General features: G+C 60.5%; 14 protein-coding genes, 4 tRNA genes and 1 riboswitch. Of the genes, 15 read left to right on the top strand and 3 right to left on the bottom strand.

Annotated elements, in window-relative coordinates; all coding sequences use genetic code 11:
• Positions 1 to 30 precede the first annotated feature (30 nt).
• Positions 31 to 537: a 6,7-dimethyl-8-ribityllumazine synthase gene (locus ACLEJR_RS26440; RefSeq protein ID WP_440817623.1), complete on the bottom strand. Its 507-nt coding sequence runs from the start codon at positions 535 to 537 to the stop codon at positions 31 to 33.
• A gap of 99 nt (positions 538 to 636) precedes the next feature.
• Positions 637 to 804: riboswitch (FMN riboswitch) on the bottom strand.
• 320 nt (positions 805 to 1124) lie between these two features.
• On the opposite strand from ACLEJR_RS26440, the gene ltaE reads away from it, so the two are divergent.
• The 7 genes from ltaE to ACLEJR_RS26405 all read left to right on the top strand — a co-directional run bounded on the left by ltaE (position 1125) and on the right by ACLEJR_RS26405 (position 7086).
• Positions 1125 to 2129 (top strand): low-specificity L-threonine aldolase, encoded by a 1005-nt coding sequence (gene ltaE, locus ACLEJR_RS26435; RefSeq protein ID WP_440817620.1) that lies wholly within the window; start codon positions 1125 to 1127, stop codon positions 2127 to 2129.
• A gap of 146 nt (positions 2130 to 2275) precedes the next feature.
• Positions 2276 to 4897 carry an alanine--tRNA ligase gene (gene alaS, locus ACLEJR_RS26430; protein ID WP_440794968.1) on the top strand — a complete coding sequence of 874 codons (2622 nt, stop codon included), beginning with the start codon at positions 2276 to 2278 and terminating at the stop codon, positions 4895 to 4897.
• A gap of 87 nt (positions 4898 to 4984) precedes the next feature.
• The gene (locus ACLEJR_RS26425; RefSeq protein ID WP_245142457.1) at positions 4985 to 6226 is read left to right on the top strand and encodes an aspartate kinase; all 1242 of its coding nucleotides are present in this window, start codon (positions 4985 to 4987) and stop codon (positions 6224 to 6226) included.
• 184 nt (positions 6227 to 6410) lie between these two features.
• Positions 6411 to 6599, top strand: a complete 189-nt coding sequence (gene csrA / locus ACLEJR_RS26420; RefSeq protein ID WP_003178872.1) for a carbon storage regulator CsrA — start codon at positions 6411 to 6413, stop codon at positions 6597 to 6599.
• A gap of 62 nt (positions 6600 to 6661) precedes the next feature.
• A tRNA-Ser gene (locus ACLEJR_RS26415) sits at positions 6662 to 6752 on the top strand.
• Positions 6753 to 6860: 108 nt separating this feature from the next.
• Positions 6861 to 6937, top strand: a tRNA-Arg gene (locus ACLEJR_RS26410).
• A 72-nt stretch (positions 6938 to 7009) separates the two neighbouring features.
• A tRNA-Arg gene (locus ACLEJR_RS26405) sits at positions 7010 to 7086 on the top strand.
• Positions 7087 to 7126: 40 nt separating this feature from the next.
• Here ACLEJR_RS26405 and ACLEJR_RS26400 read toward each other — a convergent pair.
• Positions 7127 to 7639 (bottom strand): cell envelope protein SmpA, encoded by a 513-nt coding sequence (locus ACLEJR_RS26400; RefSeq protein WP_440817617.1) that lies wholly within the window; start codon positions 7637 to 7639, stop codon positions 7127 to 7129.
• 321 nt (positions 7640 to 7960) lie between these two features.
• Between ACLEJR_RS26400 and mgtE the strand changes: the two genes are divergently transcribed.
• Entirely contained in the window at positions 7961 to 9403 is a 1443-nt protein-coding gene (gene mgtE / locus ACLEJR_RS26395; protein ID WP_245142462.1) for a magnesium transporter, read from the top strand.
• A gap of 193 nt (positions 9404 to 9596) precedes the next feature.
• On the opposite strand, the gene ACLEJR_RS26390 is transcribed toward mgtE, so the two are convergent.
• Positions 9597 to 9923, bottom strand: a complete 327-nt coding sequence (locus ACLEJR_RS26390) for an Arc family DNA-binding protein (protein WP_245142464.1) — start codon at positions 9921 to 9923, stop codon at positions 9597 to 9599.
• A gap of 523 nt (positions 9924 to 10446) precedes the next feature.
• Here ACLEJR_RS26390 and ACLEJR_RS26385 point away from each other — a divergent pair.
• From ACLEJR_RS26385 to ACLEJR_RS26355, 7 genes are all read left to right on the top strand, one after another.
• Positions 10447 to 10523, top strand: a tRNA-Arg gene (locus tag ACLEJR_RS26385).
• A gap of 288 nt (positions 10524 to 10811) precedes the next feature.
• Positions 10812 to 12593 carry a ShlB/FhaC/HecB family hemolysin secretion/activation protein gene (locus ACLEJR_RS26380; protein WP_440817616.1) on the top strand — a complete coding sequence of 594 codons (1782 nt, stop codon included), beginning with the start codon at positions 10812 to 10814 and terminating at the stop codon, positions 12591 to 12593.
• 9 nt (positions 12594 to 12602) lie between these two features.
• Complete coding sequence (locus ACLEJR_RS26375; RefSeq protein ID WP_440794959.1) at positions 12603 to 13121, top strand: toxin-activating lysine-acyltransferase; 519 nt, start codon at positions 12603 to 12605, stop codon at positions 13119 to 13121.
• A gap of 45 nt (positions 13122 to 13166) precedes the next feature.
• Positions 13167 to 22385 carry a two-partner secretion domain-containing protein gene (locus tag ACLEJR_RS26370; protein WP_440817613.1) on the top strand — a complete coding sequence of 3073 codons (9219 nt, stop codon included), beginning with the start codon at positions 13167 to 13169 and terminating at the stop codon, positions 22383 to 22385.
• Positions 22385 to 22714 (top strand): hypothetical protein, encoded by a 330-nt coding sequence (locus tag ACLEJR_RS26365; protein WP_440817612.1) that lies wholly within the window; start codon positions 22385 to 22387, stop codon positions 22712 to 22714. Before ACLEJR_RS26370 ends, ACLEJR_RS26365 begins: the two co-directional genes overlap by 1 nt.
• A complete protein-coding gene (locus ACLEJR_RS26360) occupies positions 22704 to 22949 on the top strand; it encodes an imm11 family protein (RefSeq protein ID WP_440817610.1) in 246 nt (81 codons plus the stop codon). Before ACLEJR_RS26365 ends, ACLEJR_RS26360 begins: the two co-directional genes overlap by 11 nt.
• A gap of 216 nt (positions 22950 to 23165) precedes the next feature.
• Entirely contained in the window at positions 23166 to 24062 is an 897-nt protein-coding gene (locus ACLEJR_RS26355; protein ID WP_440817608.1) for a PoNe immunity protein domain-containing protein, read from the top strand.
• The last annotated feature ends 133 nt before the right edge of the window (positions 24063 to 24195 follow it).

The raw sequence follows: 24195 nt of genomic DNA, 5'->3' as shown, positions 1-24195 counted from the left end.
CCCGCTCCCACAAGGGATCTGTGTTCAGGCTTAGACCGCCACCGCCCGCTGTTCACTACGACGCAACGCCCGGGTCTTGTTCAGGGTATCGGCGCAGGTCTTCGCCGCTTCCTGGCCCTTGTGCACGAAATGGTCGAAAAAGAACTTCTGATGTTCTTCCCCGGCATGGAAGTGATGCGGTGTGAGGACCACCGAGAACACTGGCACTTCGGTTTCCAGCTGGACCTGCATCAGGCCGCTGATCACCGATTGGGCGACGAACTCGTGGCGATAGATACCACCATCCACCACCAGGCCGGCGGCGACAATGCCGGCGTAGCGGCCCGACTTGGCCAACAACTTGGCGTGCAACGGGATTTCGAAGGCACCACCGACTTCAAAGAAGTCGATATCGCTTTCCTGATACCCCTGGCTGATCATTTCAGCGACGAAGCCTTTACGGCTCTGGTCGACGATTTCCTTGTGCCAGCAGGCCTGGATGAACGCGACGCGCTCGCCCGAGTGTTTGGTTTTGCTATCGATTGCAGTGGGTTGCATGTTCTGGTTCCTGTTTGTGTGAAAAACAGGGCGTCATGAATCGAAGGGGATCTAAGGGTACGCCGCGTACAACAGTCGCAGTCGGCCCTTGGGTGTCAATCCCGTTCTCTCTTCATCCGGACTATGACCGTCGGCCCCGGAATCACACCGGGTCTGCTGACCTTATCGTTACACCGCAGAAGCCGTGTACCGCCAAGCGCTCGCGGGCTATGCACCTTGCGTGCAATTACCGCCGGTGGGGAATTGCACCCCGCCCTGAGAACGTGTTTGCCGCCACGGTTTGTGACGGCGAACGATTTTTAACACATAACCTTTGTGGGAGCGAGCTTGCTCGCGATAGCGGTGGGGCAGTCAACATCAACACTGCCTGGCACGACGTCCTGTGGCGAGGGAGCTTGCTCCCGCTGGACTGCGAAGCAGGCCCAATTGCTGGCGGCTGCTTCGCACTGGAGCGCCAGCCCGGCCGAGCGGGAGCAAGCTCCCTCGCCACGGAATTTCCTGTGCTCAGCCTTGATTATTTCCCGCCATGCCCGCAGTAATTGCCCTTCGAAAGGGAATTTCCCCCACTAGAACCCGAGGCCAGATTCATGAGTGTTATCGATCTTCGCAGCGACACGGTCACCCAACCATCCGCCGGTATGCTCGATGCCATGGCCAGCGCGCCGACCGGCGACGATGTGTATGGCGAAGACCCGACCGTCAATCGCCTCGAGGCTGAGCTCGCCGAGCGCCTGGGGTTCACGGCGGCGCTGTTCGTGCCCAGCGGGACCATGAGCAACCTGTTGGGGTTGATGGCTCACTGCGAGCGCGGCGATGAATACATCGTCGGTCAGCAGGCCCACACCTATAAATACGAAGGGGGCGGGGCGGCGGTGCTCGGTTCGATCCAGCCCCAGCCCCTTGAAGTGCAAGCGGACGGCTCGCTGGACCTGGCGCAGGTCGCCGCCGCCATCAAGCCCAATGACTTCCACTTCGCCCGTACGCGCCTGCTGGCCTTGGAAAACACCATGCAGGGCAAAGTCCTGCCACTGGACTACCTGGTCCGGGCCCGAGCGTTCACCCGCGAGCACGGCCTGGCCCTGCACCTGGACGGGGCGCGCCTGTACAACGCGGCGGTCAAGCTCAACGTGGATGCCCGGGAGATCACCCGGCATTTCGATTCGGTCTCGGTGTGCCTGTCCAAAGGCCTTGGCGCCCCGGTGGGCTCGGTGCTCTGCGGCAGCGTGGAGCTGATCGCCAAGGCCCGGCGGTTGCGCAAGATGGTCGGTGGCGGGATGCGCCAGGCCGGGATTCTCGCGGCGGCGGGGTTGTATGCCCTGGAACATCAGGTCCAACGCCTGGCCGATGACCACGCCAATGCCCAGCGCCTCGCCGAAGGCCTGCGGGCGGCGGGTTACGAAGTCGAGCCGGTGCAGACCAACATGGTTTACGTACAGATGGGCGAGCGGGCCGAGGCGATCAAGACCTTTGCCGCTGAGCGGGGGATCAGGCTCAGCGCTGCGCCGCGCCTGCGGATGGTGACTCATATGGACGTCGGCAGTGCGCAAATCGACCAGGTGATCGACACTTTCGTCGAATTTTCCCGCGCCTGAGCCGTCAAGCGGGCCAATTGACCGTTTCTATCGCATAAACACGCTGTACCCCAGGCGAAGGGCCGATATAATGCGGCCCTTTGCCGTTGCTTCGTCTGTCGACGTTTTGCACAGGCCTTTGGCCGCAGCCTCCGTGGAAGAACCTAATGAAAAGCGCAGAAATCCGTGAAGCCTTCCTTCGCTTCTTCGAAGAGCAAGGTCACACCCGAGTAGCCTCCAGCTCTTTGATCCCGGGCAACGACCCGACCCTGCTGTTCACCAACGCGGGGATGAACCAGTTCAAGGACTGCTTCCTGGGCCAGGAAAAACGTGCCTATACCCGTGCGGTGAGCAGCCAGAAATGCGTGCGTGCCGGCGGCAAGCACAACGACCTGGAAAACGTCGGCTATACCGCCCGTCACCACACTTTCTTCGAAATGCTGGGTAACTTCAGTTTCGGCGACTATTTCAAGCGCGACGCCATCACCTTCGCCTGGACCTTCCTGACTTCCGACAAGTGGCTGAACCTGCCCAAGGAGAAGCTGTGGGTCACGGTCTACGCCAGCGATGACGAAGCCTATGACATCTGGACCAAGGAAGTCGGTGTCCCGGCCGAGCGCATGGTGCGTATCGGCGACAACAAAGGCGCGCCTTACGCCTCCGACAACTTCTGGACCATGGGCGACACCGGCCCGTGCGGCCCATGCACCGAGATTTTCTACGATCACGGCGCCGACATCTGGGGCGGCCCACCCGGCTCGCCGGAAGAGGACGGTGACCGCTACATCGAGATCTGGAACAACGTGTTCATGCAGTTCAACCGCACCGCCGACGGCGTGTTGCATCCGCTGCCGGCGCCGTCGGTGGATACCGGCATGGGCCTGGAGCGGATCAGTGCGGTGCTGCAGCACGTGCATTCCAACTACGAGATCGATCTGTTCCAGAGCCTGCTGAGTGCGTCGGCCAAGGCCATCGGTTGCACCAACGACAACCAGGCCTCGCTCAAAGTGGTCGCCGACCACATCCGTTCCTGCGGTTTCCTGATTGCCGACGGCGTGCTGCCGTCCAACGAAGGCCGTGGCTATGTGCTGCGCCGGATCATCCGTCGTGCCTGCCGTCACGGCAACAAGCTGGGCGCCAAGGGCAGCTTCTTCTATCAGATCGTCGCGGCCCTGGTGGCCGAGATGGGCGACGCCTTCCCGGAGCTCAAGTCCCAGCAGGCGCACATCGAGCGCGTGCTCAAGGCCGAGGAAGAGCAGTTCGCCAAGACCCTGGAACAAGGCCTGAAGATCCTCGAGCAGGACCTGGCCGAGCTCAAGGGCAACGTGGTCCCGGGCGACGTGGTTTTCAAACTGTACGACACCTATGGCTTCCCGATGGACCTGACCGGCGACATCGCCCGCGAGCGCAACCTGACCCTCGATGAGGAAGGTTTCGAGCGCGAGATGGAAGCCCAGCGGGTGCGTGCGCGTTCCGCCAGTTCCTTCGGCATGGACTACAACAGCCTGGTCAAGGTCGACGTGGCCACCGAATTCACCGGTTATGCCGGCACCACCGGTTCGGCCAAGATCGTAGCCATCTACAAGGACGGGCAATCGGTCGACATCCTGAGCGAAGGCCAGGAAGGCGTGATCGTGCTCGACAAGACGCCGTTCTACGCCGAGTCCGGCGGCCAGATCGGCGACAGCGGCTACTTGCAGGCCGGCAGTTCGCGCTTCGATGTGCGCGACACCACCAAGACCGGCGGCGCGTTCCTGCACCACGGTGTGCTGGCCTCGGGCAGTCTGATGGTCGCGGCCCCGGTGGCGGCCCATGTCGATGCCGAGGTGCGTCATGCCACCTCGCTGAATCACTCGGCCACTCACCTGTTGCACGCGGCGTTGCGCAAGGTACTGGGCGAGCACGTCCAGCAGAAAGGCTCGCTGGTGGACAGCCAGCGCTTGCGCTTTGACTTCAGCCACTTCGAAGCCATCAAGCCCGAGCAGCTCAAGGCGCTGGAAGACATCGTCAACGCCGAGATCCGCAAGAACTCCCCGGTCGAGACCGAGGAAACCGACATCGAGACCGCCAAGCAGAAGGGCGCGATGGCCTTGTTCGGCGAGAAGTACGGCGACAGCGTGCGCGTGCTGAGCATGGGCGATTTCTCGGTGGAGCTGTGCGGCGGCATCCACGCCAACCGTACCGGTGACATCGGCCTGCTGAAGATCGTCAGCGAAGGTGGCGTCGCGGCCGGCGTGCGTCGGATCGAAGCGGTTACCGGCGCCGTGGCCCTGGCGTACCTCAACGCCGCCGAAGAACAACTCAAGGAAGCGGCGAGCCTGATCAAGGGCAGCCGCGACAATCTGATCGACAAGCTGTCGGCTGTGCTGGAACGCAATCGCCTGCTGGAAAAACAGCTTGAGCAGCTGCAAGCCAAGGCTGCCAGCGCCGCTGGCGACGATCTCTCGGCCCAGGCCGTGGACGTCAAGGGCGTGAAGGTCCTGGCGGCGCGCCTGGATGGCCAGGATGGCAAGGCGTTGCTGGCGCTGGTCGATCAACTGAAAAACAAACTCGGCCGCGCAGTGATCCTGCTCGGCGGTGTCCATGAGGAAAAGGTCGTTCTCGTCGCAGGCGTGACCAAAGACCTGACTGGCCAACTCAAAGCCGGTGATTTGATGAAGCAGGCCGCTGCGGCAGTGGGCGGTAAGGGCGGTGGTCGTCCGGACATGGCGCAGGGCGGCGGTACCGACGCCGGCGCACTGGACGCGGCACTGGCTCAGACCGTGGCATTTGTAGAGCAGGGTATTTAAGGCAGCGTCCCGGGTTCGCAGTCTAGTGGCGGGCCCGGTCGCTGTTGTGATTATTGGGCGCCCTTCATGGGCAGAGGCGGCTTTGAAATGGCTTTGATCGTACAGAAATTTGGCGGCACTTCGGTCGGCACTGTCGAACGAATCGAACAGGTCGCCGACAAGGTTAAGAAATTCCGTGATGCGGGCGATGACCTGGTGGTTGTGCTGTCGGCAATGAGCGGCGAGACCAACCGTCTGATCGATCTGGCCAAGCAAATCAGCGGCGAACAGCAACCGGTTCCGCGCGAGCTGGACGTGATCGTTTCCACTGGTGAGCAGGTGACCATCGCCTTGCTGGCCATGGCGCTGATCAAGCGTGGCGTGCCGGCGGTGTCCTACACCGGCAATCAGGTTCGTATCCTGACGGACAGCGCGCACAACAAAGCGCGTATCCTGCAGATCGACGATCAGAAAATCCGCGGTGACCTGAAGGCCGGTCGCGTCGTGGTCGTGGCCGGTTTCCAGGGCGTGGACGAGCACGGCAACATCACCACCCTCGGCCGTGGCGGTTCCGACACGACGGGTGTGGCACTGGCGGCGGCGCTGAAGGCAGACGAATGCCAGATCTACACCGATGTGGACGGCGTCTACACCACCGACCCACGGGTGGTGCCCGTGGCCCAGCGCCTGGACAAGATCACCTTCGAAGAGATGCTGGAAATGGCCAGCCTCGGCTCTAAGGTGCTGCAGATCCGGGCGGTGGAATTTGCCGGCAAGTACAACGTTCCGCTGCGCGTCCTGCACAGCTTCAAAGAGGGTCCGGGCACCCTCATTACTATTGATGAAGAGGAATCCATGGAACAGCCGATCATTTCCGGCATCGCTTTCAACCGCGATGAAGCCAAGCTGACCATCCGTGGCGTGCCAGACACTCCCGGCGTGGCGTTCAAGATTCTCGGCCCGATCAGCGCCGCGAACATCGAAGTCGACATGATCGTGCAGAACGTTTCGCACGATAACACCACCGACTTCACCTTCACCGTACACCGCAACGACTACCAGTCGGCCGAAGCGATCCTGAAAAAGACCGCAGGCGAAATCGGTGCCCGGGAAGTCGTCGGCGATACCAAGATCGCCAAGGTCTCGATCGTCGGTGTCGGCATGCGCTCCCACGCAGGCGTGGCCAGCCGTATGTTCGAATCCCTGGCCAAGGAAAGCATCAACATCCAGATGATCTCGACCTCGGAAATCAAGGTTTCCGTGGTGATCGAAGAGAAGTACCTGGAACTGGCCGTGCGCGCCCTGCACACGGCCTTCGAACTTGACGCCGCTGCCCGACAGGGCGAGTAAGCGTTGTCCTGAGGGCGCGGCTGGACCGCGCCCTTTGTTTTTTTGAATGGCGCGTCCCAAAACTGTTCTTTTGCCCGCGCTGGTCAATACTTAGGCGTGTGGGCTTCGGCCGTTTCGGTTGTTGGCCCAACCCCCATTTTTTGCAGACTGTTGTCCCTGAACTGAATTGCGTGAGGAGAAAGGTATGCTGATTCTGACTCGTCGGTGCGCGGAAAGCCTGATTATTGGCGACGGCGAAATCACCGTGACCGTGCTCGGCGTCAAAGGAAACCAGGTGCGTATCGGCGTCAACGCCCCGAAAGAGGTTGCGGTACACCGTGAGGAAATCTACCTGCGGATCAAGAAAGAGAAGGACGACGAACCAAGCCATTAATTTTTATCGATTTTTATGTTTGCAAACGGGGATGAAGGTGGTTAATATACGCCCCGTGTTGCGGAGAGCTGGCCGAGTGGCCGAAGGCGCTCCCCTGCTAAGGGAGTACACCTCAAAAGGGTGTCGGGGGTTCGAATCCCCCGTTCTCCGCCATTATTCGTTTAGTGCGTCAAAGCCTGGCTTGTTCGGTAAGTGATTGAAATTACTGAAAAAAAGCGCTTTACAAAAGGAATTGACGACCTATAATGCGCGGCAACAAATGCACTCGTAGCTCAGCTGGATAGAGTACTCGGCTACGAACCGAGCGGTCACAGGTTCGAATCCTGTCGAGTGCACCATTTAAGAGTTGTTTGCAGTAATGTAAATGACTTGGCTTCAACCAGTTGTGATCTGGTATAAAACCACAACCTGCACTCGTAGCTCAGCTGGATAGAGTACTCGGCTACGAACCGAGCGGTCACAGGTTCGAATCCTGTCGAGTGCACCATATACCAAAAAGCCCGCGTTTTACGCGGGCTTTTTGCTGTCTAGGGTTTGCCTTTTACACACCCTCTCTCATCGAACACGACTTCTGCGCTGCGACCTTTCTTCGCCTTGTAGGAATAGCGCGTACTCGAATTCTTCACTTTGATCGAATCCGGCTTGCCCAAGGCGCTCTCTACGTCTTGCTGAGTCATGCCGGGCATGATCCGCCGGTCGAGGATGGCGTCGCGGCGTTGCCTGGGGTCGAGAAGGTTGCCGCAGCGATCCTGGAACTGGCCGACGATGGTCGGTTCCTTGCGTCTGGTTTCAATGGCTGATGTTTGTCGCCACTCTGCTTCGGGCAGTAGCGGGCCGACGGTCGGTCCGGTGCTGGCAATACTGCCGGGGCTGTAGGGATGGATCTGTTGCAGCGACAGGTTTTCTCCTGGTTCGCAGCTCAGGGTCGTGAATGTCACGTGCCCGGCCATATTTTCGCAACGGTGCACGGTTTGCCCACTGGCCCATAGAGGCAGGCAAAGCAGGTTGGCCAGCAGAAACAGGTGGCGGTTGGCAGGCATTCTGGCGTCCTCCTTGACGCTGAAAATCAAAAGCCTAGCCGCTGCTTCTGCGGTGGGTGGTGTGTTTTCTTTTCAGGATAAGTCGTCGTATGGAGACAGGTTCAGCCTATGTTCAGCTTTGTCTCGCAAGCGCTTGTTCTTGCCACTATTTTTTAACGTGTAAACGCGTCAAGCGGTGTATGATTGCGCCCGTCAGCCCCGCCGGGGCTTTGGAATACTTCCATGGACTTACCCAGTAGTTACTCAATATTTAGTTTTGCCAATCAAGAATTGACTGATTGATCTTCCGGCGTGCTCCACTGCTGGGAGTGGAGTTCGCCTATGACCCAAGTTGAAGTAAAGAAAACACAGGAAAGCCTTCAGGATCGTCTGGCTCAGGTCGTCGAGCTGCTGCATCGCCAGCGGGTCGTCGAAGACCTGACGCATCGCCAGGAAGGTCCGCATCACGACCGGGTCGAGAACCTGGTCCACCGGCAGAATCTCGTCGAGTTGCAGCGCAAGCTCGATGACCTGCACTCCGCCGACGTCGCCTACATCCTTGAAGCCTTGCCACTGGAAGAGCGTCTGACGGTCTGGCAGTTGGTCAAGGCCGATCGCGACGGTGACATCCTGCTCGAAGTGTCCGACTCGGTTCGGGAAACCCTGATCGCCGACATGGATGACCACGAGTTGCTGGCGGCGGCCAAGGAAATGGACGCTGACGAGCTCGCCGACCTGGCGCCTGAGCTGCCGCGGGACGTTGTCCATGAATTGATGGAAGCCCTCGACGGCCAGCAGCGTGAGCGCGTGCGCTCGGCATTGTCCTATGACGAGGAGCAGGTCGGCGCACTGATGGACTTCGAGATGGTGACGATCCGCGAGGACGTCAGCCTTGAAGTGGTCCTGCGTTACCTGCGTCGCCTGAAGGAATTGCCAGGGCATACCGACAAGCTGTTCGTCGTCGACTACGACGGCGTGCTGAAGGGTGTGTTGCCGATCAAGCGTTTGCTCGTCAACGACCCGGAAAAACAGGTGGCGGAGGTCATGGCCAGCGATCCGGTGAGCTTTCACCCGGATGAAGACGCTTACGACGCGGCCCAGGCATTCGAGCGTTATGACCTGATTTCGGCGCCGGTGGTCGACAAGAACGGCAAACTGATTGGCCGTCTGACCATCGATGAAATGGTCGACCTGATTCGTGAGGAAAGCGAAAGCGAAGTCCTCAATATGGCGGGTCTGCGCGAGGAAGAAGATATCTTCGCCTCGGTCTGGAAATCCCTGCGTAACCGTTGGGCCTGGCTGGCGATCAATCTGATCACGGCGTTTGTCGCGTCCCGGGTCATCGGGCTGTTCGAGGGTTCCATCGAGAAACTGGTGGCGCTTGCGGCGCTGATGCCGATCGTGGCCGGCATTGGCGGTAATTCGGGCAACCAGACCATCACCATGATTGTCCGGGCCATGGCGCTGGACCAGGTCAGCACCGGCAATACCTCGCGCTTGATGCGCAAGGAGCTGGCCGTCGCGCTGATCAATGGCGTGATCTGGGGGGGCGTGATTGGTGTGGTGGCTTATCTGCTTTATGGCAGCTGGTCGTTGGGTGTGGTGATGACTGCCGCGATGACCCTCAACTTGCTGCTCGCGGCTTTGATGGGGGTTTTGATTCCCATGACCCTGGCGCGCATGGGGCGCGACCCGGCCATGGGCGCCAGCGTAATGATCACCGCCATGACGGACAGCGGGGGGTTCTTTATTTTCCTCGGATTGGCGACGGTTTTCCTGCTCTAAAGCTAGCCTGATTAATCGTGGCGAGGGAGCTTGCTCCCGCTGGGCTGCGTAGCGGCCCCAATTTTTGTGGGTGCTACGCACTCAAGCGGAAGCAAGCTCCCTTGCCACGGTCCATTCGAAAAATCCCAATCGAGCCCGAACTCCAGACAAAAAAAAGCCAGCGCAAGGCTGGCTTTCTATAGCTTGGGTGCGATCAGGATGCTTCAGCGTTCTGCTCTGCATCATGAGCGATCAGCGAAACGAGGGCGTTCTGCTGACGATGAGACAGTTGTCGGAAACGTTGAAGCAGTTCGCGTTCATGCAATGACAGCTCCGGGCTGTCCAGACGCATGCTCAACTCTTCACCCAACGCGCCTTCCTGAATGAGACTTTGCTCGAGGCGCGCGATGATTTCGGAGTTCATGCTGCGATGATGATTGCGAGCCACCTCGGCAATGCGTTCCCGCATTCCGTCTGGCAGACGTACGACGAACTTGTCAGCCGTACGGCTGGAATAAATTGCCTGTTTCAATGGGCGCATATATTTAACCGGTTAGTTCAGGGGAGCGGTTCTCGGGATTGGCCGCAGGATGTCGATAGGACAAGCGTCGCAGCCAAATGTTCAACCTGAATTGTTAAGAGGCCCGCATCATGCCTCAAAATTGCCAGATCATTGGCGCCAATTCTGTGACAAATTCTGATCGGCGTAAAGGCGTTATGCCAGTACCCTTCGTCAAAAAATGCGGACTGGTTGGAAAAATCAACAGGTCAGGATGTGTGACCGCCGTATCGTGTCGTTGTGCCATACCGTCTGGCGGATAACCGACCGAGCACAAAAAACGCACTGTCCTTGTCTGTATAGGATAGTGGCAAATGGCCGATTTACTACGCGGGTTCGCGAAAGACAGATGAGCGGTGACCCGCCTCCGGACCACCGGCACCTGGGAGGACGGTAAGCGGTACCATTTGCCTACACTTTAAAAACAGGGACAACATGACAAACGCAGGGCGGGTCGTTAACATGCACGCCGTCCCGCACACCGCGTATCTCGCGGTCGACTCGTGTCTCAGTAGCTCAATTGGATAGAGCATCCCCCTCCTAAGGGGAAGGTTGGCAGTTCGAACCTGCCCTGGGACACCATATAAACAGCCTGTGAATCAGTCTCTCCTGGGTGCCTGGCATCCAACCTCTCCCTACAGCTTCCACTCCTCAACTGTGACCAACTGCCCATTTTCACGAACTCGTCCATCAGCGGTTCGGGCGGCGGGAAACTTTTTTTTCACTTTGCTATCAGACCGTCTCGGTACGTCGTAGGACCTTTCCTTCGCTGATGGCGGACGCGTACCTCTTTATCTTGTGTCATCGGGCGTGCCGTCTCAGGCGTGTCCTGACGCACCGTGTCTTTGATCAGCGCCACAAGGATGTGACATGCACCCAGCCGCACCCGGCCGAGCGCGAAATCCGGGAATTGCCCGTCGCTCTGTTGACCGAACTCGCCCATCCGCACGAAACGCCAGGTACCTCACGCTGCTGTTGCTGGCCGCCTGGACAGTGGGTGCGGGAAGCGCCGCGCAAGCGGCCGGGCCTGAAGAAGAGCTGCTGCGCCAACGTGAGCGCGAGCGGGTGCTGCGGGAGCAGTTGGAGTCCCGGCCGGATGTGCGCCTGCAAGCTGCGCCGGTCGCCGAAGGTGCTGATCGTCTACCCGCCAAGGAAAGCCCTTGCTTTGCCATCAACGACATTCGCTTGATCGGTGAGGCGTCGGAAAAATTCCAGTGGGCCTTGCGCGCCGCCAACCCCGAACATGATCCCGCCATGGGCCGTTGCCTGGGCGGCGGTGGGATAAACCTGACGATGAAGCGTATGCAGAATGCGATCATCGAAGCGGGCTACGTCACGACCCGCGTACTTGCCGAAGCCCAGGATCTGAACAGCGGGGTGCTGGTACTGACTCTGGTGCCGGGGCGGATCCGCGAGATTCGTTTCGAGGAGGGCACCACTTCCCGGGCCAATGCCTGGAACGCGATGCCTGCCAAGCCTGGCGATCTGCTGAACCTACGCGACATCGAGCAGGCGCTGGAAAACTTCAAGCGGGTGCCGACCGCCGAAGCCGATATCCAGATCGCGCCTGCCCGCGCCAGCGACGCCAGGCCTGGTGAAAGTGACGTGGTGATCGCCTGGAGCCAGCGCTTTCCAGCCCGCGTAAGCCTGTCGGTCGACAACTCGGGCAGCAAGACCACCGGTAAGTACCAAGGCAACGTATCGCTGTCCCTGGACAACCTGCTGTCCCTCAACGACTTGTTCTACGCCAGCCTCAACCATGACCTGGGCGGTGGCGAGTCTGGTCATCGGGGATCCGACGGCAGCACCCTGCATTACTCGTTGCCGTTTGGCTATTGGCAGTTGGCTTTTACCACCAGCGAGTACAACTACGAGCAGTCCGTCGCGGGCGCCAACCAGACCTATCAATACCGGGGCGAGAGTCGCAACAACGAGTTGCGCCTCTCGCGCCTGCTCTACCGTGATGCCGTACGCAAGACCAGCGCCTGGGGCGGTCTCTGGACGCGCTCGTCAGAGAATTTCATCGACGACACCGAGATTGGCAACCAGAAACGGCGCATGGCCGGCTGGCAGTTGGGGTTGAACCATCGTGAGTTCATCGGCGCCTCGATTCTTGACCTGGGCGCCGCCTATCGTCGCGGCACCGGCGCCCATGACTCGCTCAGGGCCCCGGAAGAGGATTTCGACGCCGGCACTTCCCGTTCGCAAATCATCACCGCCGACGCTCAGTTGCAGGTGCCGTTCGTGCTCGGTGACCAACGCCTGCGCTACATCGGTGGCTGGCGTGCGCAATGGAACCGAACGCCGCTCGTGCCCCAGGATCGCTTCTCCATTGGCGGGCGCTACAGCGTGCGCGGGTTCGACGGGGAAAACATTCTGTCCGCCGACCGCGGCTGGACGTTGCGCAATGAAGTCGGCCTGTCCTTGGGGCAGAGTGGCCAGGAACTCTACACCGGCATCGACTATGGCGAAGTCAGCGGCCAGGCCAGTGAGTTCCTGATCGGCAAGCGCCTAGCGGGGGCCGTGGTGGGTATCCGCGGTGGATACAAAGGCCTGTCCTATGACTGGTCGCTGGGCACGCCGCTGAAGAAGCCTGACGGTTTCGAGACGGCCAACGTGACCAGTGCCTTCACCGTCATCTGGTCCTTTTGAGGTGATCCCATGCAGTTCGACACACTCGACATCATTGCTCCGGGCCTGATCGACGAACCGTGGAACGAAGCCGCGGTGTTCGGCTCCGCCACCTGGTTGTGGATGCATTCCAAGGCGCATCGCGATGCTCCGTTGCACACGCTGCCGACGCTGCTCTTGCCCGCAATCAAGCATCGTCAATTCGTGCTCGCCAGTGAACAGGGAAAACCGGTGTTCTACCTTTCCTGGCTCAATCTCGACGAGGCCGCCGAGCACCGCTACCTGAGCCAATCGCCGCTGACGCTGACAGAAACCGATTGGAACAGCGGCGAGCGCCTCTGGCTCAACGACTGGATCGCGCCCTTCGGCCACACCGCTGCAATGACCCGCTTGCTGCATCGGCAATTGTTTGCCAATCGGTGTGGACGCGCGCTGTATCACCGAGGCGAGGAGCGTGGCCTGCGGGTCAAGACATTCCAAGGGATCGGGGTCATCCCCGAGCAGGCCAAGGCCTGGTTTGCCGCGCATCCGCTGGTAATCGCACCGTAACCCCAACCTCAGTACGTGCGGGCTGGAACCGCAAATGGAATTGCCATGAACAAGCACCTTTACCGAATCGTGTTCAACAAGGCCCGCGGACTGCTGATGGTCGTGGCCGAGAACGTCACCCGCCAGGTCAAGGCCCCCGGGACCCGTTCCGGTCCGTTGGCGAGCGCCACGTCTTGCACAGTGACGCTTGGGGCATTGCGCTTTGCCTTGATGACGGCGATCGGGCTAGTGTCGTTAAGCGCAGTGCCTGTCTGGGCCGGTACGATTGTCGCCGATCCCGGTGCGCCGGCCGGTCAGCGGCCGATGGTGATCGACAGCGCCAACGGCACGCCGCAGGTGAACATCCAGGCGCCCAGTGCCGCGGGGGTTTCGCGCAACACCTACAACCAGTTCGACGTCGACAGCCGTGGTGTGATCCTCAACAACGCCGCAGCCAATAGCCAGACCAGGCTGGGCGGCTGGATCGAAGGCAACCCGATGCTGGGTAATGGCAGCGCCCGGGTCATTCTCAATGAGGTCAACGCTGCCAACCCCAGCCAATTGCGCGGTTATGTCGAGGTCGCCGGCCAGCGCGCCGAAGTGGTCATCGCCAACCCGTCGGGCATCACCTGTAACGGCTGTGGTTTCATCAACGCAGATCGAGCGACCCTCAGTACGGGCCGGGCGCAGTTGGAGAACGGGCGCATCACGGGTTACACCGTGCAGGGCGGGACGATCAATATCGAAGGCAAGGGCCTAGATGCCCGGGAGACCGACTACACCGATCTGATTGCCCGCAGCGTGCAGGTCAATGCCGGGGTCTGGGCCAACGACCTGAAAGTCACAGCCGGACGCAACCAGGTCAATGCGGATAACACCCAGGCTACGCCGCTGGCGGCGGGCGACGGGGAAAAACCGAGCGTGGCCATCGATGTCGCCAGACTCGGCGGCATGTACGCCGGCAAGATCATGCTGGTGGGCACCGAATCCGGTGTCGGCGTGCGCAACGCCGGGCAGATTGGTGCCATGGCCGGAGAGGTGGTGATCAGCGCCGACGGCAAGTTGCAGAACCAGGGCGCTATCAGCAGCGCCACCGCGACCCGGGTCAACGCCACTCAGGTGGAAAACAGTGGAACGCTCTACGCCAAAGGCGACCTGACCCTCGACAGCAGCGGTGACATCGACAACAGCGGCACCGTTGCCAGCCAGAATCACACGACACTGACCGCCAAGGCCATTCGCAGCACCAGCGCCTCCAGCGTGGCGGCGGGCGTCGGCGCGGACGGAAAACTGGGCAGCAGCGGCAACCTGGCGCTACGGGCCGGCACGGTCAAGGCGCAAGGGCAGAACCTTGCCGCTGGCGATCTGAGCGTCGAAGCTGGCGAACTGGATTTGAGCGGCAGTCAGACCCAGGGGCGCAATATCACCCTGACCGCCAGCGCGGGTGACGCCAACCTCACGGACAGTCGGATCGATGCGACTCAGGCTTTCGACGCTACCGCCGCCAAGACCTTGCGTACCGACGCGGCCAGGGTCAACGCCGGTAATCTGCAGGCCAGCGCCCGCGACCTGTCCAATATCGGTGGTGAACTGGTGCAGACCGGCACCGCCGATTCGTCGATCAAGGCCAGTGCTGCGCTCGACAACCGCAACGGGCGTATCGCTTCCAATGCCGGCAACCTGAAGCTTGGCGCCAATCGCCTCGACAACGGCAAGGGCAAGGTCGAGCACGCCGGCAAGGGCACCTTGGACGTTCAGGCCAGCCAGTTGGTCGGTGCCAAAGGCACGGTGGCGAGCAACGGCCAGGTAACGATCAAGGCCACCGACGTGCTGGTCGACGACGGCCTGACCCAGGGCCAGCAGATCACCCTCGATACCAAAACCCTGTCCAACCAGCGCGGGCAGATTCTCCAGACCGGCGCGCAGCCGTTGCAGATCACGGCCCAAGAGCGTTTCGATAACCAAGGTGGGCAGGTCAGCAGCCCGGGCGCGGTGGCATTGGATGTCGGTACGCTGAACAACCAGGGCGGCAAAGTCCTGGCCACTGATGGCGGGGCACTGACGGTGACCGCCGGTCAACTGATCGACAACAGCGGCGGTACCCTGGCCGCCAGCGGCAAGACGCAGGTCAGCGGCGTACGTCTGGACAACCACCAGGGCACCTTGAGCGCCGGCGGTGAGTTGCGCGCGCAGTTCGATCAGTTGAACAACCTCGGCGGCACGCTCGCGGCCACCCAGCGCATGGAGATCATCGCCGGGCAACTGAACAACACCAACGGTGTGCTGGGTTCAGTGAAGGCCGGGCTGCTGGTCAGCGTATCGGGTGAAGCGCTCGATAACAGTGGTGGACGCCTGGAAGCCTTGGGCGACATCACACTTTCAGCCCAGGGCCTGAACAATCAGGGCGGCGTGATAAGCGGCCAGGCCCTGGACCTGGACAGTCATGGCCTGCTGATGGATAACAGCCAGGGCACCCTGAATGCCGGTGCAACGCTCGACTTGCGCAGCGGTGAGCTGCGTAACGCGGCGGGCTTGATCCAGGCCAAAGGCAAGCTGTTCATCGACACCGGCAGCCAGGCGCTGAACAATCTCCAGTCCGGCACCACCCAAGGCATCAGCGGCCAGGACGCTGTCGAGATCCGCAGCGCCAACTTCAATAACCGTTCGGGTTTCCTTGGTGCCAAGGGGGCTTTGCTGCTCAGGGCCACTGACCTGGGCAATGGCAATGGCGGCCAGATCATTGGTGAGAAAACCGTACGGGTCGAAGGTGCCCGTGCGGATAACCGTGGCGGTCAGTTGCAAGGCCTCGGCGATGTCGAGATAGTGCTGGGCGAGACGCTGAACAACCAGGGCGGGCTGGTTCGCAGCGCCGGGACATTGGAAGTCAGCGCCGACGCACTCGACAACAGCGCGACCCAAGGTGCCAACCAGGGGCTTGAAGGCCGCGTCATGAGTCTGGCGCTCAACACCTTCGCCAACCAGAGTGGTGCCGTGCGCGCCGACCAGGGCTTGACCCTGGGCATCAGTCAGATGCTGGATAACCAGGGCGGGCTGATGTCTTCAGGCGCTGGCCTGAGCATCGGCGATCGCGACCCGGCCCAGCGCCGCCAGTCTGTGCACAACCAGGGCGGCACCTTGCTCGCGGGCAGCCTGCTTTCGCTCAACGCGGCTTATTACAGTGGTACGGGACGAGCCCTGAGCCTGGGTGACCTGACGTTCAACCTGCAAAGCGGTCTGAACCTGAGCGGGCAAATCCAGGCCAATGACAAAGTTGAACTGACGACCGAGGGGGCTTTCAACAACAGCGGGCAGCTGCTGGCCGGCAGCCTCCTGTCGGTCCGCTCCCGGACCCTGGACAATGCCAGCAACGGCGAACTCAGCGCCGGCCAGGTTCGGCTGACGGTCACCGACAGCCTGACCAACCGGGGCCTGATCGACGGCCAGCAGGTGCGGGTGCAGGCCCTGTCGCTCAACAACCTGGGAACGGGCCGTCTGTACGGTGATCGCCTGGCGATTGCCACCTCGGCATTGAGCAACCGCGATGAAAACGGCACCGCCGCGACCATCGCCGCCCGCGAGTCGCTGGACATCGGCGCCGGCACCCTGGACAACCGCGAACAGTCGCTGATTTTCAGTGCCGGTGACCTCGCCATCGGTGGCGCGCTGAGCACGACTGACAAGGCCCAGGATCGTGCGCAACTGTTGACCAACGCCAGTGCCACCATCGAAGCCCTCGGCAACCTGTCGCTGAATGTGCAAAGCGTGCGCAACACCAATGAACATTTCAGCACCCGCCAGGTGGAAGTCAGCCGCACTGCCTTGCAGGAATTCCAGCTCACCGGTTCGACCAATCGCTACCAAGGCAACCAGGTTTCCCTGGACGATGATGAGGTCCTGCACCTCACGACACCGGAAGGCCGACGAGACGACTGGAATCGCTACGACTACACCCGCGTGGTCGAAGAAACCCAGATTGCCACCTCGGCGCCGGCGCAGATTCTGTCCGGCGGCTCGATGCAGATCAGTGCCGGCGATGTCCTCAACGACAAGAGCCGGATCATTGCCGGCGGGTTATTGCAGGCCGACATCGGCAGTCTGACCAATACCGAGCAGGCGGGCCAACGCACCACCACCGACAGCGGCACCGCCAGCCATTTCTATCGCATCCAGCGCAAGGGCCGCGACCGCCAGGGAACCGCCGTCACCGACTATACGCCAGCCCCGTTGATCCAGGACATTACCCTGCAACCGACCGTGTTCGCCCAGAACGCTGCTGGCAACGGCACCGGCACCCGGATCGATGCTCGCACCACCCGCAATCTCAGCGAACAGATTGCTGCCACGGGCCCGGTCAGTACCTCGGCCGGCAGAACCCATCAAGTGGCGCCCATCGTCCAGGTCGCTGCCCAGACCACGCTCAACAGCAAAGGCGTGGCCGAGCAGATTCGCAGCGGCGGGCCATCCCTTGAGTTACCCAACAACAGTCTGTTCAACACCAACCCCCAGGCCACCAGCAACTACCTGGTCGAAACCGACCCACGCTTTGCCAGCTATCGCAACTGGTTGTCGTCGGACTACATGTTGCAGCGCCTGCAAGTCGACCCGGCGCTGACCCAGCAACGCCTGGGTGATGGTTTCTACGAGCAGAAGCTGATTCGCGAGCAGGTGGCCCAACTCACCGGGCGACGCTTCCTCGACGGCTATGCCAATGATGAATTGCAGTACCGCGCGTTGATCGACAACGCTGTTACCGTTGCCGGTCAGTGGCAACTGGTGCCCGGTGTTGCGCTGACGCCCGAGCAAATGGCTCAGTTGACCAGCGACATCGTCTGGCTGGTGCAGAAACAAGTGACACTGCCCAACGGCGACGTCCGCAATGTGCTGGTGCCGCAAGTCTACGTCCGAGTCCAGGAGGGCGACCTCAACGGCTCCGGTGCGTTGATCGCCGGTCAGCGGCTGAACCTGAACATCGCCGGCGACCTGGTCAACGGCGGCAGCCTGGCCGGGCGCAGTGTCATGGCGATCACCGCGCAGAACATCCAGAATCTCGGTGGACGCATGCAGGCCGACAATGCCTCGATCAGCGCACGGGAGAACCTGAACAACCTCGGCGGCCTGATAGGCGCAGTAGACAGCCTGTCGGTCAAGGCCGGGCAAGACATCAATGTCGTCTCCAGCAGCCGCGACAGCAGCAGTGCCCAAGGCACTCGCACCAACCTGTCACGGGTGGCCGGGCTGTTCGTCAGCGGCGCCCAGGGCACGATGAGTGTCAGCGCCGGTCACGATCTCAACCTCACCGGCGCCCAGGTCGTCAATGCAGGTAAAGGTGGCAGCACATCGCTCGAGGCCGGCAACAACCTCAACCTCGCAACCGTGGGCGAGGCCCATCAGCAGGCGTTGAGCTGGAACAGCAGCAACTGGCGCCAGGACGCCAGCCGGACCGAGGTCGGCTCAATGGTCCAGGCCCAGGGCGACGTTCGACTGAGCGCCGGCCAGGACCTCAATGCGCGGGCTGCCAGCATCACCAGCGAACAGGGCGCGGTGTTTGCCGAGGCCAAGCGTGACGTCAACCTCACCACGGCCCAGAACTATCAGTTTGCCGACGAAGCGCACAAGGTCAAAGGCAAGAGCGGGTGGTTCTCCAGCAAGACCACCACCACCCGTGACACCGTCAGCCAGACCCAGGCCGAAGGCTCCACCCTGAGTGCCGAGCAAACCTATGTGCAGGCCGGGCGTGACATCAACCTGAGCGGCAGTAATGTGGTCTCCACGACCCAGACCGTCCTGGTGGCCGACAACAACGTCAATATCGAAGCGGCGACCGCCAGCAGCAGCGAGCGCCACGACAAGTCGGTCAAAAAGAGCGGCCTGTTCAGCGGCGGTGGCATCGCCGTGACCCTCGGTACTCAGAAACAGAGCGTCAAGGACCTTGCCACGGAGCACACGGCCGTGGCGAGCACCGTGGGCTCGACCACCGGCGATGTGTTGATCGAAGCGGGCAAGGGTTATCGCCAGGTGGGCAGCCAGGTATCGGCCCCGCAAGGCAACATCGACGTCACGGCGCAGACCATCGATGTCGTCGAGGCGCGTAACACCCGCCAGCGCGAACGCGAGACGCTGTTCAAGCAAACCGGTTTTACCCTCACGGTGACCAACCCGGTGATCAGCGCGATCCAGACCGGCCAGCAAATGAAACGGGCCTCGGAGAAAACCGACGACGGGCGCATGAAGGCCCTGGCCGCCGCGACCGCCGTATTGGCGACCAACAACGCGGCGACCGCCGTGGCGATGGACCCGGGAGCGGCGGGCGGGATCAACATCAGCCTGTCGCTGGGCACCAAGAAAAACCAGAGCACCACCACCTATACCAGCGACAGCGCGGCAGGTTCGACCATGACCGCTGGCAACGATATCCGCCTGCGCGCCACGGGGGCGGGTGCGGCCAGCGACATTACCGTACAAGGTAGTGATATCAAGGCCGGACGCAACGCAAGCCTGTTGGCCGATGGCGACATCAACCTGCTGGCGGCGCGCAACACCGACAAACAGAACACCGACAGCAAAGGCAGCAGCGCCAGTATCGGCATCGGTTTTTCCCTCGGTGCCCGCAATGGTTTCACCCTGGACCTCGGAGCGTCTGGCAGCCGTGGTCGGACTGACGGCGACGGACTCACCTACACCAACACTCACGTCCAGGCCGGCAATCAACTGCTGCTGTCCTCCGGTGGCGACACCCACCTCAGGGGCGCGGTGGCCAGCGGCAAGCAGGTCGTGGCCGATGTCGGTGGCGACCTGAACATCGAAAGCCTGCAAGACATCAACACCTATGAGGTCGATGAGAAGAGTCTCGGTGTTGGCATCAGCCTGTGCATTCCACCGTTCTGCTACGGCATGAGTTCGGTCAACGGCGTCAGCGGCAGTTTCGGCGCTACGGATATCGACTCCAATTACGCCAGCGTCATCGAGCAATCGGGAATCAAGGCCGGGGACGATGGCTTCGACATTCGCGTGGGCGGCAACACCGATCTGGTCGGCGGGGTGATCGCCAGCAGCGACAAGGCGGTACAGGAGGGCAGGAACCGGCTGGTGACTGCAAGCCTGACCAGTCGAGACATCAAGAACAAGGCCGAGTATGACGCCAGCACCATCAGCGTCGGCGGCGGTTATCGCGAGGTCGGCAAGGACCAGCAGGGCAACGCCACCAGCGGCGGTACGCAGACACCTGGCACCGACCTGCCGAAAAACGACAACGACCTCAGTGCCACCACGCCGATTGCCATCAGCGCCAGCGATGACGCCAGCAGCATCACCCGCAGCGGCATCAGCGGCGGCACCATCGTCATCACCAATGACGCCGAGCAACACAAGCGCACCGGCAAGAATGGCGAGCAAACCGTTGCCGGCCTCAACCGTGACGTGTCCAGCGACCGGGATACCAGCAACGCCCTCAAGCCGATCTTCGATGAAGACGAAATCCGTGCCGGTTTCGAGATTGTGGGCGCGTTTGCCAACGAAGCCAGCACCTTGCTCGCCAACAAGGCCAAGGAGGTCGATCTCAAGCGCGACCAGGCCGAGGCTGCCCAAGCCAAGGCCCTGGACCCCAACGCGCAACTGACCGACGCCGAGCGACTGGCGCTGCTGCAGAGTTCCCGGCAGTTGACCGCACAGGCCCATGAGATCGCCGACAAGTGGGGCGCCGGCGGCACCTACCGGCAGATCACCACCGCACTGGTGGGCGCGGCCAGCGGCAATATCAGTGGCAGCAATGGAGCTTTCGTCCAGAGCCTGGTGGTCAATTACGTGCAGCAACAGGGGGCCGGTTACATCGGCGACCTGGTGGCGGACGGCAAACTCACCGAAGGCTCGCCACTGCACGCCGCGCTGCATGGCATCGTTGCCTGCGCCGGTGCTGCCGCCAGCAGCCAGAGCTGTGGCAGCGGCGCTGCAGGCGCGGCGGCGTCGAGCCTGCTCACCGGCCTGTTCTCCGAAACCAGCCCCGACGAAAGCGAAGCCCAGCGCGAAGCCAAGCGTAACCTGATCGTCAGCCTCGTCACCGGGCTGGCCGCCGCCAGCTCACTGGACACCAGCACCGCCACCACCGCAGCAGGTTCGGCGGTGGACAATAACTGGCTGGCGACCCAGCAATGGGTCCAGGCGGAGAAGGAGTACAACGCCGCCGACGGCCTCATGGCCAAAGCACAAGTCATCGCCAAATGGGGCTACATCGACCAGAAGCAGGACATGCTGACCCGCTTTGGCCTGGGCAAGGGGCTGGTGCAGGCGGGCTGGAACGATGTCGAAGGTCTGGGGCAGTTCCTCCTCCATCCGATTGACGGAGTCAACGGTCTCAAAGCCCTGATCAATGACCCCGAGGCCCGCAGGCAGTTCGGCGATGGCGTGGTCAATGAACTCAACGCCAAACTCGACCGCGTCAAGGACGCCCTGGAACATGGCGGCGACGATCGCGCCGTGCAACTGGGCCAGGACATTGGTGAGCTCGTCTGGCAGGTGGGCAGTATCGCTACGGGCGTTGGCACGGCGGCCAAGGGCGGTGTAGCGCTGGCGAAAGCCGGGATCAAGGTGGGCGCGGAAGGGCTTGAAAAGATGGCCGGTATGGCCAAAATTGCCAAGGCTGAAGCGTCGGCTGGTAATCCGGTGCAGTGGACTAGCGTGGAAGGGGCGTATAGCGGGAAATTTGAGGGGGGGTACGGCCCTGGGACGACGACCGTCAATGGGAAGGTTGTAGAGAGTGCTGGGGATTATAGTGCTGGGATAAAAAAACCTAGTAAAGTGCTTCGCGAAGTAGAAATTAACTCTGGTGGTAAGGGCGCGTGGTCCAAAGAGCTAAATAATCCTGAGCCCAATACAGTTTATAAAGTTGATGGGAATAAAATTTATCAAACAGATGGTCTGGGGCGTGTTGAAAAGGTTGAGTCTGAACTTTTGCTTGTGAAAAATGACAGGAATACATATCAGCAGTGTGTCGCTGGTAAGTGCGGAGTTTCTGGTGATGAGGGAGGACATCTAATTGCAAGTATTTTTAACGGCCCAGGTGAGAAGTTAAATTTACTTCCCATGAATGGGAATTTAAATAAGGGTGAGTGGAAAGTGATGGAGAATACATGGGCATCCGCACTCAAGGAGGGTAAGACTGTCAGCGTGAAAATTGAGCCTGTCTATACAGATGCTGGCCTCAGGCCGGATAGATTCAATGTTAGGTACTCGATTGATGGTGGGCGTCCTGTGATTGTTGATTTTAAAAATGCACCTAAAGGTGGGAACTGATGAATGAGCAGGGGCTGTATCAAAAAATTGGCCAGCTTTTATTGGACGCTGGTCCCTCGGAGGCTCAGAAAATAGTTGTTAGAGCTAGACTTTTTGCCGAGGGCGATGGAGGAAGTTATGAGTTTGATTATTTCGATAAGGCAAACCGCTCAAGCTGGTTTGATCCAGACAGCAGAGCTGTGGGAGATTTGACAGAGTTGTTGGTTGAGCTCCGGCGTTATTATGTTGAAAATGGTTTGTGCCAAAATGGAAAAGCTTGGTCTTCTTGTGCAGTTACGTTGGACGTAGATAGGATGAAAATTAGTATTGACTATAATTATGATGATTAGATTTTTGGCGGAGGTAGTGCGCGAGGATGAACGCCCTGATAGAGCTGGGGAGTACCGGGTTTATCTCAGCCTTGTGATCGATCCTGCCAGGGTTCAAGGAAAGCACATTTTTCGTGTCAAGAAGCACTTGGGGGCATTGATTGTCAGTGAAGACGTGAAACTTCGCCTGGAGCGAGCGGGTCTCGTAGGGGGGATATTCGAAGGTGTGAACGGCGAGAGTGAAGTTGTCTGCTAGTAGGGAAAAGGGTCGTTATATGATCCGTGCTCCTCTCGGCTACCGGCTATTAGAATCTGATCATCCTTTCTGATCAAGTGACTGTTCGGGTAGAGACTGCCTACAAGAATTTCTTTGGTCTATAGAGATGTCGAGCAACGAAGCTTGACTGGCATATTTTCTATTTGAGGCAGTGCATGGCGACTGGCATCAACCCATTTGCAATAGGAAAAGTAAATGATCCGTGCCCCGTTGGGAGATTCCCGCTATTGGTCGAAATGGGTTGAGTATGGTGATAAACGTATTATCAAAGCGCTCGAGACCGCTCGTACCCCTGCGGGCGATCCCGACTACGCGCCGCAGTACGTCTACACCATCGCCCAGGATCACTGGCACCAGATGCTGAGTCGTTACTCTGCCGGATGCCCTATCGCCGATCTGTCGCGTTATTTCTCTGGACTACTTGATGCCTGGGAAGAGGCTGAGCATCTGGGAGCGTCAGTCTGGACCTCGGAGCAGCAGTTCACCCGCCACAGCTGGCGTGTCAATTACGACCACTACATCGTCTGTTTCTGGCTGGTGGGGTTGGGGTTGGTGCTGGATATTACGGACGACCAATGGAAGAGGTTGCTGGTACTGATCGGTAACGAAGGCGAGGACGTGCTGCTCGACCGAGTCATAGCGAGTCGCAGCCCTGATCGCAAAGTGGGCTCCACACTTCTTTATCCGAAACCCTACGCTCGGTCGCTGGCGGCTATAGATGCTCCGGCGGATGCGCAAGCTTCGTTGCTGGGTGCCTTCGTCAAGCATTGGTACACGGAATTACGTACAGGTGCCAAGTCCGGTTCTGATCCCCAGGCAGTCAGCTATCGACATCCCTATTGGTACACCTACGGCGACGAGAATTTCGAAGGTGGCGCTTATTTCGGTCGGTGGTGTGTGGAAGCCGTGGCGGCCGTGAAAGCCTTCGGGATTGATGATTCGCAATGCTTGGGGCTTGAGCATTATCCCGGGGATTTACTCCGGCCTGATGGTCCGAGTACCCATCCGGCAAGGCAAGACATCGCGCCACCTGCGCCAGTGGTCGCGGAGATGAAAGTGGGTTTTTGGGGAAGACTGTTGGGGCGTCGCTAAGTGACGATCTGACGAGCAAAGCCGGTATGTCACTGCCAGTTCAGCAAATGCCAAGTGGACACCTGTCCCCGTGGCGAGGGAGCTTGCTCCCGCTGGGCTGCGCAGCGGCCCCCGACAAGGCAGGGGCCGGGAG

The organism is Pseudomonas sp. SMN5 (assembly GCF_052041925.1).
In the GTDB taxonomy this organism is placed as follows: domain Bacteria; phylum Pseudomonadota; class Gammaproteobacteria; order Pseudomonadales; family Pseudomonadaceae; genus Aquipseudomonas.
The sequence above is the reverse complement of the archived record's forward strand: the minus strand, read 5'-3'. Positions and strand labels throughout refer to the sequence as shown.